General features: G+C 72.6%; 11 protein-coding genes. 3 read left to right on the forward strand and 8 right to left on the reverse strand.

The window, feature by feature from the left end:
• Positions 1-88 precede the first annotated feature (88 nt).
• Both VNE60_02430 and VNE60_02435 read right to left on the reverse strand, forming a co-directional pair.
• Positions 89-781 (reverse strand): DUF6134 family protein, encoded by a 693-nt coding sequence (locus VNE60_02430; GenBank protein ID HVB30363.1) that lies wholly within the window; start codon positions 779-781, stop codon positions 89-91.
• Between the two features lie 32 nt (positions 782-813).
• Positions 814-1,557: a creatininase family protein gene (locus VNE60_02435; protein ID HVB30364.1), complete on the reverse strand. Its 744-nt coding sequence runs from the start codon at positions 1,555-1,557 to the stop codon at positions 814-816.
• Between the two features lie 16 nt (positions 1,558-1,573).
• Between VNE60_02435 and VNE60_02440 the strand changes: the two genes are divergently transcribed.
• The gene (locus VNE60_02440) at positions 1,574-5,245 is read left to right on the forward strand and encodes a HAMP domain-containing sensor histidine kinase (GenBank protein ID HVB30365.1); all 3,672 of its coding nucleotides are present in this window, start codon (positions 1,574-1,576) and stop codon (positions 5,243-5,245) included.
• 1 nt (position 5,246) lies between these two features.
• Here the strand turns inward: VNE60_02440 and VNE60_02445 are convergent, their stop codons facing one another.
• Genes VNE60_02445 through VNE60_02455 form a run of 3 tightly spaced genes read right to left on the reverse strand, consistent with a single transcriptional unit; the run spans position 5,247 to position 8,732 of the window.
• Positions 5,247-6,614 (reverse strand): NAD-dependent succinate-semialdehyde dehydrogenase, encoded by a 1,368-nt coding sequence (locus VNE60_02445; protein ID HVB30366.1) that lies wholly within the window; start codon positions 6,612-6,614, stop codon positions 5,247-5,249.
• Positions 6,615-6,632: 18 nt separating this feature from the next.
• Positions 6,633-8,405, reverse strand: a complete 1,773-nt coding sequence (locus VNE60_02450) for a serine/threonine-protein kinase (protein ID HVB30367.1) — start codon at positions 8,403-8,405, stop codon at positions 6,633-6,635.
• A 12-nt stretch (positions 8,406-8,417) separates the two neighbouring features.
• Positions 8,418-8,732 carry a hypothetical protein gene (locus VNE60_02455; protein ID HVB30368.1) on the reverse strand — a complete coding sequence of 105 codons (315 nt, stop codon included), beginning with the start codon at positions 8,730-8,732 and terminating at the stop codon, positions 8,418-8,420.
• A 183-nt stretch (positions 8,733-8,915) separates the two neighbouring features.
• Between VNE60_02455 and VNE60_02460 the strand changes: the two genes are divergently transcribed.
• Both VNE60_02460 and VNE60_02465 read left to right on the forward strand, forming a co-directional pair.
• Positions 8,916-9,194 (forward strand): hypothetical protein, encoded by a 279-nt coding sequence (locus VNE60_02460; GenBank protein ID HVB30369.1) that lies wholly within the window; start codon positions 8,916-8,918, stop codon positions 9,192-9,194.
• A gap of 146 nt (positions 9,195-9,340) precedes the next feature.
• Complete coding sequence (locus VNE60_02465; protein ID HVB30370.1) at positions 9,341-10,861, forward strand: YifB family Mg chelatase-like AAA ATPase; 1,521 nt, start codon at positions 9,341-9,343, stop codon at positions 10,859-10,861.
• Between the two features lie 28 nt (positions 10,862-10,889).
• Here VNE60_02465 and VNE60_02470 read toward each other — a convergent pair whose 3' ends face one another.
• Genes VNE60_02470 through VNE60_02480 form a run of 3 tightly spaced genes read right to left on the reverse strand, consistent with a single transcriptional unit; the run spans position 10,890 to position 13,590 of the window.
• Entirely contained in the window at positions 10,890-11,723 is an 834-nt protein-coding gene (locus tag VNE60_02470; protein ID HVB30371.1) for an ABC transporter permease, read from the reverse strand.
• Positions 11,720-12,646 carry an ABC transporter ATP-binding protein gene (locus VNE60_02475; protein ID HVB30372.1) on the reverse strand — a complete coding sequence of 309 codons (927 nt, stop codon included), beginning with the start codon at positions 12,644-12,646 and terminating at the stop codon, positions 11,720-11,722. The genes VNE60_02470 and VNE60_02475 overlap by 4 nt, the downstream gene beginning before the upstream one ends.
• Entirely contained in the window at positions 12,643-13,590 is a 948-nt protein-coding gene (locus tag VNE60_02480; GenBank protein ID HVB30373.1) for a hypothetical protein, read from the reverse strand. The genes VNE60_02475 and VNE60_02480 overlap by 4 nt, the downstream gene beginning before the upstream one ends.
• Positions 13,591-13,659: the final 69 nt, after the last annotated feature.

Raw genomic sequence — 13,659 nt, forward strand, 5'->3', positions numbered from 1 at the left:
GAGGGGCCGGCCGTGGTTTCAAGACGGCCCTGCCGCACGCGTTAGACACCGCGCGCGGCACCTCCGATGTCACGATGCGCCGGCCGCGTCAGCGCGGCAGGTCGTCTCGCTGAGCCACGAGGCCCTGGGCGGCAATGGTGACGCGGAGCAGGTGCCCCTGCGCGTCCACCCAGATGTCCCGGGTCGCGCCATTGCCGCCGACCAGCGCGTAGTGCCGGGCGCCGACCGTGCTGCGTCCCACGCGGATCGACTCCTGGCCTCGTTCCTCGAATCGCAATGTAGCCTGTGTACCGGCCCTGGGATCGATGGCCGCGAACGACGCCGGGTGGGGGGCGAGGGTGGCGAAGTAGTAGGGGTCGAACGCGCTCGCGTCGAGGGCGAGCGGGTGGTCGCCCATCACGTAGTCGCGGGCCGCTTCCCCGTGGACGGTGCGCACCAGCGTGCTGAACCGCCCCGGGCGGCCGCTGCCGTCCACGTGCGACACGACCTGGCTCTGGCCGGGGACGTGCACCTCCACCTCGTACGTGAGCGGCGCCCCGGCGGAATCGGTGGTCAGGCGGAGCGTGAGGCGGTTGGCGTCGAACGAGATCGTGGCCGTGGCGCGATACGCCTGCCCGCCCACGCCGGCGGCGCGCACGATGCGGTACGCCTCCCGCCCCACCGGGGCGCCGTTGCGCGTGATCACCAGCGTACCCTCGTCCACCAGGCTTTCCTGCGCCATGGCGGTGGCGTGCACGGACGCGGTGAGGGCCAGAACGAGCGCGAGCGGGACCAGTCGCATACGTGGAGGGTACCCAGACAGGGGGGTCGGGTTCAAGGCGTCCCGGCCGGCGCGCCGAATACGCGCTCCCGGACCCGGTTCCGGATCCGCTCGTACAGCAGGCGTCCCTTGGCGGCCGTTGCCAGGGTGGGTCTGCCGATTGAGCCCGGGCTCTCCCCGGGTACCTTCAACCATCCGCGACGGTACCGTCGCAGCTCGTCGGCCGACATCGTATAATCCTGCGCCAGCGACATTTGCACCAGTTCCGGCGCGAGGTACAGCAGGAGCGACGTGTCCACCTCATCCCCGTGCATGGGTTCCAGCTGCCCTTCCAGCAGGTCGCTGAACTCCAGACCGAATATGTTCACCGCCCGCAGCCGCGCGCCCGACGTGATGACGGTCTCCAGCGCTTCCAGATGGGGATCGTGCTCGTGCGCGGTGAGCAGCACGAATTCGCGCACGCCCTCCGCCTCCCACGAGTCGATGAGGTCGTTCATGGTGCGGTGGAGCGTCTTGCGGCGCACCGACGCATTGCCGGCAAATCGCCGCGCCGTGGCCACGTTCACCCCGTACTCGATGGTGGGGGCGCGGAGCACCCCGAACTCGGTGGACAGGTCGTCGGCCAGGCGCTCGGCGATGATCGTGTCGCTGCCAAGGGGCAGGTGGGGGCCGTGTTGCTCGCAGGTGCCCACCGGCACGATGAGCCGCGGGTCAGCGGCCAGTGTGGCCGCCACCTCGGCGGGACGCATTTCCTTGAGTCGCCGCGGACGCGGGACACCGGCGTATGTGGGACTCATCGGATGGAGGTGAGCGGTGACGGCCGCGCGCGCTGACCGGCTGCGCGCGGCCTACTGGCCGGTGGCCGCGGCCCTGGCGCTGGTTGCCGCCTGCCAATGGCTTAACGGTACGAGCGTAGAGTACCTCGTGGCCGCGGCCCTCGCCACCGCAGGCGCCGCGGCGGGGCTCCGGACGATCCCGGGAAGCGGGCGCCTGTGGGCCTCGGTGTCCACGGCGGCGCTGGTGCTGGTGGTGGGGCTGGCCGGCGTCGCGCAGTGGAAGCTGTACGGCATCGACAACCGGTGGCCCTCGGTACGCTCGGCCCTCAACGCCGATGCCCTGGCGGCCCTGGATGGCCGGGTGGACCAGGCGGCGTCGGACCTCCAGGCCTCGGCCCAACGGGCGCTCGACGCGCCGCTCGACACCGCGGCAGCGTTCGGCGCCCTGGCGTCGGTCGTCCCTCCGCGCGGGGATGCCGGCGTGGTGCTGTACCAGGGGGGCGAGCCGATGGCGTGGGCGGGCCGTATCCACGTGCGCACGGACTCGCTCCACGAGACGATCGGCGTGGCGCGCAGTGCGTTCTACACCAGCCTCTATGCGGTGGCGGTGCGCGGGACGCGGCGGGCCGTGGCCACCGAGTTGCTGGACGCCACGCCGCCGGCCGACCGGCTCAGCGCGCCGATCGCGGGCGAGATCGCGAAGCTCGTGGGCATCCCGGGGTTCGAGTTCTCCACCGCGCCGGCCGCGGCCGACATGGTGGAGTGGCAGGCGTTGCGCGCGCGCGCGCAGCTTCTCGTGTACGCGCGGCCGGCGCCGGTGACCCAAGCGGCGCTGCGGCTGGAGACGCTGGAGCGCGCGCGCCTGGCGGTGGCGCTGGCGGCGGCCATTGCGCTGGCCTGCTTCCTGGTGGGCACATGGCGCGTGGGGCGGCTGTTCCGGTGGCGCCTGGCGGCGGTGGCGGTGGCGCTCACCTGCACGGCGCTGGTGCCGCTGGGGGCTTTCTCCAACTATTCGCGACTGTTCGATCCGGCGCTGTACTACACGGAGATCGGCGGGGCGCTCACCGCCAACGCGGGAGCGTTGATCATCACCGGCGTGCTCACCCTGCTCATCCTGCTGGCGGCCGTGCGCCGGCTGGCGCGCGGCCGTCCACGCTGGTGGTGGGGGCTGGCGGTGCTGGTGATCGCGGGGTTGGGACCGTTCCTCATGCGCGATCTGGCGCGGGGCATCGCGATTCCGGCGTACGGCGTGAATCCGTCCCTGTGGATGATCTGGGAGGTGCCGATCTTCCTGGCCGGGACGGCGGTGCTCCTGGCGGGCGCGGCGGCGGGCAGCCTGGCGCTGCGGCCGAGCCGCGGCCTCACGCCGTGGGCGGGGCCGGCGCTGGCGGCGCTGGCGGCGATCCTGGGCCCGGTCACGTGGGAATCCTCGGGGCGGTGGCCCTGGTGGTATCCCATTCCGTGGATCGTCGCGATCGGCGCGCTGGCGCTCGCGCGGCGGTCGCGGGCCATCGTGTCCAGCGTGGCCACGGTGGCGGCGCTGGGCGCCGCGACGCTCGTGTGGGGGGCCACGACGCGCGGGCGCGTGGCGCTGGCCGAACGGGACGTGCGGGGCCTGAGCGAGATCGATCCGTACGTGGTGTCGCTGCTCTCGCGGTTCGCGGCGAGCGTTCACCTGGCCGGTACGCCCGAGGCGTCGCGCCGGTGGCTGCTCCGCGCGTACGCCACGTCGTCGCTGGCGCCGGCCGGATTCCCGGTGTGGCTGTCGGTGTGGAAGTCGGATTCGGCGCCGGCGGCCACGCTTCCCGCGGCCGCGTTCGACGTGCCGCTCGATCAGGTGCGGTCCATCGTCGCCCAGGCGCTGCGTGCCGACACGGCGGTGGAGTATCCGCTCATCGCCGAGCCGGCCGTGGAGGTGGGGATGGCGCTGCCCACCGACAGCGGCGTGGTGGTGGTGGTGGCGTCGTCGCGCACGCGGCTCATCGCCGCCGATCCGTTCGCCAAGCTGCTCGGCATCGACCAACCGCCCGAGGCGGAGCCGCCGTACACGCTACAGCTGGCCGAAGCGCCGCTGCGCGTGCCGCTGGGTCCGCCGCGCGTGGCGTGGCGCCGCGAGGGCACGGCGCTGCACGGCGACTGGGCGGCCCGCACGGGGCTGGGCGCGTCGCGCGTGCACGTGGAAGTGGAGTTGCGCTCGGTGGGGGCCCTCGTGCAGCGCGGCGCGCTGGTGGTGCTGGGCGATCTGGCCATCGTGGGCCTGATCTGGCTGGTGAGCGTGATGGCCGATGGCGCCGTGGGCCGGTGGCTGCGCGACCGGCAGCGCCGCTGGCGGCGCAGCTATCGCACGCAACTCACGCTGGCGCTGTTCGCGTTCTTCCTCATTCCCGCCGTCGCGTTCGCGGCGTGGTCGTACCAGCAACTGGCCTCCGACGCCGCGCAGAGCCGCGAGTTGCTGGTGGCGGCCACCCTGCGCGCGGTGGCGCCGGTGTCCGACGAGCGGGCATGGCTGGCGAGCGAGAGCGGGCGCGTGCAGGCGCCGCTGTTCCTGTATCGCAGCGGGGAGTTGGTGGGGGCCAGCGATTCGCTGCTCGCCGCGCTCGCGCCCATGGGACGGTTCCTCCAGCCCGACATGCAGATGGCGCTCGTGGTGCGCGACGAGGTGTCGGAGAGCCGCGACGTGCACCTGGGGGCGTCGCACGCTTTGTTCGGGTTCCGCGCCGTGGACGATCCCGCGGGTCCGGCCGTGATCGCCGCTCCGGCGCGCGCCGACGACGTGCCGCTGGAGCGCCGGCGCCGCGACCTCGTGATCCTGGTGATGTTCTCCACGGCCGCCGGCGCGTTGGCGGCGTTCTGGCTGAGCGGGATCGCGGCGCGCACGCTGGCCGGCCCCATCCGGTCGCTGCGCCAGGCGGCGCTCACCCTGGCGGCGGGCGGGCGCGCGCCGGTGCTGGAGCGCAACCCGACGGAGGAGTTCCGCCCGGTGTTCAACGCGTTCCAGCGCATGGCCAGCGATCTCGAAGCGAGCCGCGCCGCCACGGCGCACGCCGAGCGCGTGCTGGCGTGGGGCGAGATGGCGCGCCAGGTGGCGCACGAGATCAAGAACCCGCTCACGCCCATCCGGTTGGGGGTGCAGCATCTGCGCCGGGCGCGCGCCGACAAGCGGGTGGACTTCGATCGGGTGCTGGACGAGAACGTGGAGCGCATTCTCGCCGAGATCGACCACCTGGACGAGATCGCGCGGGCGTTCAGCCGCTACGGGGCGGCGCCGCACGAGCGGCCGCCGGTGGAGGACACCGACGTCGCCGCGGTGGTGCGGGATCTGATCGGGCTGGAGCGCATGGGCGAGGGCAATGTCCGCTGGGCGCTGGAGGGGGCCGAGGCGCGGTGCCTGGCGGCGGCGCAGCGCGACGAATTGCGCGAGGTGCTGCTCAACATCTACGAGAACGCGCGGCTGGCGGGCGCGGCCACGATCACCACCACGCTGTCCCGCAATGGGACGGTGACGATCGAGGTGCGCGACGACGGGCACGGGATCGCGCCCGAGGTCCTGCCGCGCATCTTCGAGCCGCACTTCTCCACGCGCACGAGCGGGAGCGGGCTCGGGTTGGCGATCAGCCGCCAGCTCATCGAAGGGTGGGACGGGACGATCGACGTGGCGAGCGTCGTCGGCCGGGGCACCACGGTGCGCATCGTCCTCCGGCCGGCGTGAGCTACAGCCGCACGCGCACCGTCTTCACGTTCACGAATTCGCGCAGCCCGAAGCCGCTCAACTCGCGGCCGTAGCCCGACGTCTTCACGCCGCCGAACGGGAACCGCGGGTCGGACGCGACCATCGCGTTCACGAACACGCTGCCCGCCTCCAGGTCGCGGGCCAACCGCCTGGCCTCGGCGGCATCGCGCGTCCAGGCGCTGGCGCCGAGCCCGAACCGCGTGTCGTTGGCAATCCGGATGGCGTCGTCGAGGTCGCGGGCGCGGAACAGCGACGCCACGGGGCCGAACAGTTCGTCGGCGTACGCCGGCGAGCCGGGCGGCACGTCAGCGAGCACGGTGGGCTGGAAGTACGAGCCCGCCCCGTCGATGCGGCGGCCGCCGGTGAGCACGCGCGCCCCAAGCTCCACCGAGCGCCGCACCTGCGCTTCGAGGTCGGCGGCGAGGCGCGGGCTGGCCAGCGGCCCCACCTGCGTGCGGTCGTCCATCGGGTGGCCCACGATCAGCGCCGCCATGGCGCGCACGAACCGCTCGGTGAACGCGTCGGCCACGGCCTCGTGGACGATGAACCGCTTGGCGGCGATGCATGACTGGCCGTTGTTCACGGTGCGGGCGCGCACGGCCGTCTCCACGGCGCGGTCGAGGTCGGCGCTGGGCATGACGATGAACGGATCGCTGCCGCCCAGTTCGAGCACCGTCTTCTTGAGATGGCGGCCGGCCGTCATCGCCACCTGCGAGCCGGCGTCCTCGCTGCCGGTGAGGGTGGCCGCGGCCACGCGCGGGTCGGCGAGCAGGCCGGCCACGTCGGCCGACGGTATGAGTAATGTCTGAAATACGCCCGGCGGGGCGCCGGCGTCGGCGAACAGCGCTTCGAGGGCCAGCGCGCACTGCGGCACGTTGGACGCGTGCTTGAGCAGCGCCACGTTGCCGGCCACGAGCGCCGGGGCGGCGAACCGGATCACCTGCCAGAACGGAAAGTTCCAGGGCATCACGGCCAGCACCACGCCCAGCGGATGGAACTCCACGCGCGCCTGCTCGCCGTCCACCGGCACGCGTTTGGGGGCGAGGATCGTGTGGGCGTGCTCGGCGTAGAAGCGGCAGGCGGCGGCGCACTTGGCGGCCTCGTCGCGCGCGGCGCCGATGAGCTTGCCCATCTCCAGCGTCATCAGGCGCGCGTAGCGTTCGCGATCGTCGTCGAGCCGCGCGCCGGCCCTGGCCACGACGCGGGCGCGCTCGGCGGTGGGCGTGTCGCGCCAGGCGCGGGCCGCCGCCGCGGCGCGCGCCAGCCGCTGTTCGACGTCGGCGGCGGTGTGCGGGGCGAATACCCGCACGCGCTGGCCGGTGGCCGGATCGATCGTCTCGATGGGCATGTGGCTATGCCTGGCGCGTCATGCCCCGGCGGGTTCGTCCGAACCCCAGAGCCCGGTGCCGCCGTCGCCCCCCAGCCAGCGGCGCCACCAGGGCGCGCGGCGTTCGCGCTGGGCCACGGCGCGCACGGCGACGCGCCAGGCGCGCTTCATCACCGCGGCGTCCTGGAAGCGGTGCCGCACGTCGGGGTCGAGCCCCTTGCGCAGCCAGTCGGCGATCTCCTCCGGAAATCGCTCGAGGTCCGCATCCACCGACAGCGCGCGCGCCAGCACCGAGCGCACGTCCGCCTCGCCGTACGGGGGCGCCCCGGAGAGCGCGAAGTACACGATCGCCGCCAGCGAGTAGCAGTCGGCCGCCGAATCCTGCGTCTCGCCGAGCAGCTGCTCGGGGGGCGCGAATGCCGGCGTGCCCGCGGCGGTGGGCGCCTCCTGTCCCCAGATGTTGGCGATGCCGAAGTCGGCGATGCGCCAGCGGCGGTAGCGGTCGATGACGATGTTCTCGGGCTTGAGATCGCGGTGCACCACGCCGATGGCGTGCGCCGCCGCCAATCCGTCGAGCACGAGGTCCACCTGCGGCGCGATCTCGGCCAGCGGGCGGGCGCCGGCGCGCTGCACGAGCTCGGCCACCGAGCCGGCCTCGGCCAGCTCCATCGTGTACCACGCCACGCTGCCGCGCGAATCGAAGTCGTAGATCGGGACGATCGCCGGGTGGGCGAGTTGCGCCGCCAACTGGGCCTCGCGGCGGAACTGGCCCACCGCCACCTCGTCGCGCGCGATGTGCGGATGCAGGAGTTTGAGCGCCACCTCGCGCCCCAGCGACAGGTCGCGCACGCGCCACACCGAACCGAACGATCCCGTGCCCAACGGGGCGAGCACGTCGTAGTCGTCGCCCAGCGCCCAGCGCAGCCGCGCCTCCTCCGACTCGCCCGGCTTGGCGACGTCCTCGTCGCCGGAGATGAGCATGGTGCGACTGCCCACCACCCGATCCACGGCGCGCAGCATGGCGGCCACGCTGGGGAACCGCTCGTCGGGATGCTCGCGCAGCGCGCGGTCGAGCACGGTGGCCACCGACTTCGGACAGTCGGGGCGCACGAGCGCGATGGGCGGCACGTCGCTGGGCGGAGGCTGCTCGCCGGTGAGCGCGAAGAAGCAGAGCGCGGCGAGCTGCCACTGGTCGCTGAGCGGCGTGGGGGCCCACGCGCCGCCGGTCCATTCGCTGGGCGTGGCCAGCCACGCCGGGTCGGGGGACAGCCCCGCCGGGATGTCGGCGGTGGGAATGGCCCATTCCCAGCCGAGCATCCAGAGGCGGCCCATGGGCGCGATCCACACGGTCTCCGGAGACACCGCGCCGTGCGTCGAGCCGGCGTCGTGCAGATAGGTGAGCGCCGAGCCCACCTCGCGCAGCACGCGCAGCATGGCGGGCACGTCGTCGATGCCGGCGCGGCGCACGTGCGCGCCCACGGTTTCGCCGGCGATCCAGCGGCGGAGATAGCCGGGTCCATGGCGGCTCACGCCGTACGTGGCCCAGTAGTGGTAGGTCGTGGGCACGGCGGGGTGATTGCGGTGCGCCAGGTGCCGCGCTTCGGAGGCGAGCCAGGCCTCGTGCGACGCGTCGGGCACGCTCACCAGGGAGAGCGAGCGGCCGAGGGCGTCCACGAGCTCCTGGTAATGCCGGTGGCCAAAGCGCAGCCCTTCGGGGCCCCACGCCCAGTTGGGGGGCAGCTCCCAGTTGGCCAGATGCGGCGGGAGTTGGTGGGTGACCGAGTATGGCTCGGACGAAGCGATATGCGTCACGCCGGGGTCCGCCTACATCCGGGATTCAGAGAGGATCTCCTGCGCGCTCTGGGCCAACTCGGGGATGCCGACGCCGTCGGGTCGCACGAACACCTCCACCAGCCGCACCTGCAGCGGGGCGCCGCCGCCGTCGGGCACCGACCTGGCAGAGGGGACGTGGACCGTCACCGCCACCACCCGCCAGCAGGTATTCGGCCCCGCGGCCTCGCCTCGGGCGTCGAGCGTGTCGAGCACCAGCGTCTCGCCCCGCGCCGGCACCACGGTGCTCGTGCAGTCCGCCAGCACCAGGTCCTGTCGGTCGTGTCGGATCACGCGCAGGGTGTACATCGGGCGGCTCCGGAGAGGGCGGGATGCAGGGGCGAGACAGGGGATGCGCGCCGGTCGCCGGCGCACCGAAAAGCTATCGGCCGACCGGGGGAGGCACTAGTGTTTGCCGTCACGTTCGGATCACGCTGAAACCTCCGTGCGGCGGCGACGTAGGGACACACGAGAACGCTACTGGGAGATCCCGTGTTCCAATTCATCGGCTTTGCGGCCACCGTAGCCGCCACCGTGTTCGGGTACATCGCCGCGCGCCGCTTCGTGGAGCAGAAGCTGCGGTACGTGGACAGCATCCACACGCTCAAGGCCCCGATCGTGGCGGGAGTAGTGGCCGCCCTGGTGGCGGCGCCCATCGTCTGGCTGCTGCCGCTGGTGGGCGGGGGCACGGCAATCATGTTCGGCGCGAGCGTGGCGCTGGGCGTGTCGAACGGATCGCGCGAGGTGAGGAAGCAACTCGGTTCGGGGTAGGTCCGCGAGCGGTTGAATCGCCGATCCCACAATTGCGCGACGGGCGCCCCGATGGGCGCCCTTCGTGCGTTCCGGGACGAGGATTTGGCCCCCACGGCGGGAATCTGGTTGGGGGGCCCCCGCACCGGCGCGCCAACTTGCCCCGCATGCTCGCCGCCATCCGCTCGGCCGCCGTGCTGGGCATAGAAGCCTACGACGTCACGGTCGAGGTGGACGTGTCGCCGGGATTGCCGCAATGGAGCATCGTGGGGCTGGCGTCCAGCTCGGTCAAGGAGAGCCGTGAGCGCGTGATCGCCGCGCTCGCCAACTCGGGGCTCGCCCTGCCGCCGCGGCGCATCACGGTGGGGCTCTCCCCGGCCGATGTGCACAAGACGGGCTCGGCGTTCGACCTCCCGATCGCCATCGGACTGCTCACCGCGTTGGGCGTGGTGCCCGAAGGGATGGCGGCGCGCGTGCTGGTGCTGGGCGAGCTGGGACTGGACGGGAGCGTGCGCGCGGTGCGGGGCGTGCTCCCGGTGGCGCGGCGTTCGGCGAGCGCGTCCGGCGGCCGCACCCTGGTGCTGCCCAGCGACAACGCGGCCGAAGCGGCGCTGGTGGATGGCGTCAGGGTGTGCGCTCCGCAGACGCTCACCCAGCTCGTGGAGTGGATGCGGGCCGATTCTCTGCCGCCGCCGGCACTGCCGCCGGTGGCGCGCGGCGGCACCGACGGGCTGGACTTCGCCGACGTGGTGGGGCAGGAGAGCGCCAAGCGGGCGCTCGAGATCGCGGCGGCGGGCGGCCACAACGTGCTGATGGTGGGCCCGCCGGGCGCGGGCAAGACCATGCTCGCGCGCCGGCTGCCGTCCATCCTGCCGGCGCTCACGAGCGACGAAGCGCTGGAGGTGACGGCCATCCATTCGGTGGCCGGCCTGACTGCGGGCTCGGGCGCGCTGTGCGCGGAGCGGCCGTTCCGGTCGCCGCATCACACGATCTCCACGGCCGGGCTCGTAGGGGGCGGCAGCAGCCCGCGGCCGGGCGAGGTGAGCCTGGCGCACCTCGGCGTGTTGTTCCTGGACGAGATGCCGGAGTTTCCGCGCTACGTGCTCGAGGCGCTGCGGCAGCCTATGGAGGACGGGCGGGTGGTGATCGCGCGGGCCATGCAGGCGGTGGGATTCCCGGCGCGGTTCACGCTGGTGGGCGCCATGAACCCCTGTCCCTGCGGCCACGCCGGCGATCCGTCGCGCGCGTGCGTGTGCGCCGAGAGCGAGGTGCAGCGGTACCGCGCGCGGCTGTCGGGGCCGCTGCTCGACCGCATCGACATGCACGTGAGCGTGGGGGCGGTGCCGATGACGCTGTTCGGCGATGGGTCGGCGGTGGCGGGCGAGCCGTCGGCGGCGATCCGCGCCCGGGTGGACGCGGCGCGCGGCGTGCAGCGCCAACGATATGCGAAGTTGAATAGCGCCCGGTGCAACGCGCACGCCGGCGGGCGGTGGCTGGACCTGCATGGCGGACTCACGCGCGAGGCCCGGGCCATGCTCACCAGCGCGGCCGACGCGCTGCGCCTGTCGGCGCGGGCGTATCACCGCGTGATCAAGGTGGCGCGGACGATCGCCGATCTGGCCGGCGAGCGCGAGGTGGGCGCGGCGCCGGTGGCGGAGGCGCTGCGGTACCGGCCGCGGGTGGGGTAGGGACAGCGCCCGCCCCACCCGCGGCCGTCTACAGATCCCTCTGATTGAAGTGGTACAGCGCCACGGCGAGCGCGACGCCCAGATACACCGCGGCGTACGCCACGGCGGTGAGGCTCGGGATGGACACGTTGGCGAACGGCGAGAACGACAGCGACCCCGCCAGGGGCGTCTGCATCTCGTACGCGGCGCGGCGCCAGAGCGACTCGCCCGGCATGAGCAGGCTCGACACGATCCCCAGCGTCACGATGTGCACGCTCTGCGAGAAGCCGCTCACCTGTTCCAGCCACCCGCCCATGAACGCCACGCCCTGCAGCCCCAGCACCATCACGCCGTTGGTGAGCGTCGAGAACCAGGTGCCGAACATGAACGTGAGACTGAGCGCGAGCACGCACTCGAACACGACGAGCAGCAATCCGCGCACGGGATGCTGCGGGAGCACGCCCGTGGTGGCGTACGCCACCCAGATCGTGGCGTAGAAGGTGACGACGACGTACGCCGAGATCATCCCCACGAATCCCAGGAACTTGCCCACCAGGATCTGCCAGCGCGCGATGGGCTTGGTGGCGATGGCGTGGATGGTTCCCGAGCTGATCTCGCCGGCCAGCGTGTCGATGGACGTGAGGATGGTCAGCACCACGGCCAGCAGGTCGCAGGTATAGAGGCCGATCATGAGCATGCCGGCTTCCACCTGATAGCGCACGAAGGGCGACATCGCGCGCCCCTGGAATTCCATCACCTGCAGGTGCATCGCCACGGCGAACACGGTGAGCAGCAGCGCTCCGGCCACGAGCGCCGTCCAGAGAATCTTCCGCCGCGCGGCCTCGCGCAGGGTGAGGCCGGCCATGATCCAGATCGCCTTCATAGTCCGCGGTCCTCCCCCATGAGCGTGACGAACACCTCCTCGAGCGACGGTCGCTCCGGGGTCACCCGGAACACGTCGGCCCCCGTCTGCACCAGATGCCGCACGACGTCGGGCAGGACGCTCTCGGCGGACACGCTGAACTGGAGCTGGTCGCCGTCGAGCTGGGGCGCCGAAGTCCACTGCGCGAGGCCGGCCATGGCGTCGTTCGACACGTGGCGGGCATGCACGACCACGCGCGTCTCGTCCTGCCAGCCCGTGCCCAGGTCGCGGGTGGCCACCACCTCGCCGTCCCTGATGAACGCCACGCGGTCGCACGTCACCTCGATCTCGCTGAGCAGATGCGAATTGAGGAACACGGTGGCGCCGCGGTCGCGTTCGGCGCGCAGAATGTCGCGCACCATGCGGCGCCCCATCGGGTCGAGCCCCGACGTAGGCTCGTCGAGGAAGATGAGCTGCGGCTCGTGCACCAGCGCCTGGGCCAGCCCGATGCGCTGCAGCATGCCCTTGGAGAACCCGCGCAGCGTGCGGTGGCGGTGCGGCGTGAGCCCCACCAGGTCGAGCACGTCGGGCACTCGCGTCCGCAGTTGGGCCGCGGTCATCCCGCACAAACGCCCGTGCAGTCGCACCAGTTCCGTGGCCGTGAGCCATTCGTAGAAGCGGAAATCCTCGGGCAGGAAGCCGATGTGCCGCCGTACCTCGACGTCGCCCACCGGGGCGCCGAGCACCAACGCCGTGCCGGCGGTGGGGCGCACCAGGCCCAGCAGCATCTTGATCGAGGTACTCTTGCCGGCGCCGTTGGGCCCCAGGAACCCGAAGATCTCGCCGCGCGGCACGGCGAGCGTGAGGCTGCGCACGGCCACCTGCGGTCCGAACACCTTGTGCAGCGCGTGCGTCTCGATGGCGAAGTCCGTGGATGCGGTCATGGGGCGGTCCCCGCGTCGGGCATGGAGTTGGCCAGCGGGACGGCGTCGGCGGAGCTGCCGTAGCCGGTGAGCGAATACACGCGTCCGCCGGCGGTCCACAGCAGTTCGTACGTGGGGCCGCGCCGGCCGGCCGTGTTTAAGAGCATCGCGGATGCGCCGTGCACCTGCACCATCTGGTACGACCGGATGAAGCGCGGCATGGTGAGCGCGAGCGCGGCCGGCCACGTGACCGCCTGCTGAAAATCCCTGGCCTGGTTGGGGCTCATCCCGGCCACTTCCACGGCCACGCCGGCCAGTTGCTGCATGTCGAGTCCCGTCGGGATCTGCGCCGTGACCACGGGGCGCTGTTCGAGGATCACGCAATCGCCGTTGTCGGTGGAGGCCGGCGGCCGCTGCGCGATCTGATTGGTGAGCGTCTGCCCTTCGTCCACCGGACAGTGTCCGTATCGGGCCCGGATGGCGGCCGGCGTGTCGATGGTGAGCGTGGCGCCGTCGATCGCCGCCGGCAGCGCCGTGGCGGACAATCCCGCTTCGGTGAAGATGGTGCGCAGTCCGTTGCGATTCACGCGCATCGTGATCGAACGCGCGCTCTCCACCGACAGCGTGGGCGGATCCTTGCGGGCGGCCGGCAGCCGCGGCGTGAAGCTGGCCAGGCGCGCGGCGGCTGCCGCGTCGGCCACGGTCGTATCGCGCGCTTCGCGGGTGACGTGGGCGCTGTCGGCCAGCATGCCGGCCACGGCGTCCTGCAGCCGCCGCGAGCCGGTGGGGCCGGAGAACGCGGGCACCGTCACGCTCACGCCCTGCGGACGCGCGATGCGCAGCGCGGCGAAGAACTGTCGTCGCGCGGCGCGCCCGGACGCGGTGATCGTGAGCCACAGCACGATCGCGAGCGGAATGATCGCCAGCCAGCGCCATCGGCGCGGCCGGGTAGCGGACCCGTCCATGGGGAGTGCCTCTATCGCGCGCATCGGGGGGGACGCCGCACGTTGCGATGCGGCTGCGAAGCGATGATA

Source organism: Gemmatimonadaceae bacterium (assembly GCA_035533755.1).
Classification (GTDB): Bacteria; Gemmatimonadota; Gemmatimonadetes; order Gemmatimonadales; family Gemmatimonadaceae; genus JAGWRI01.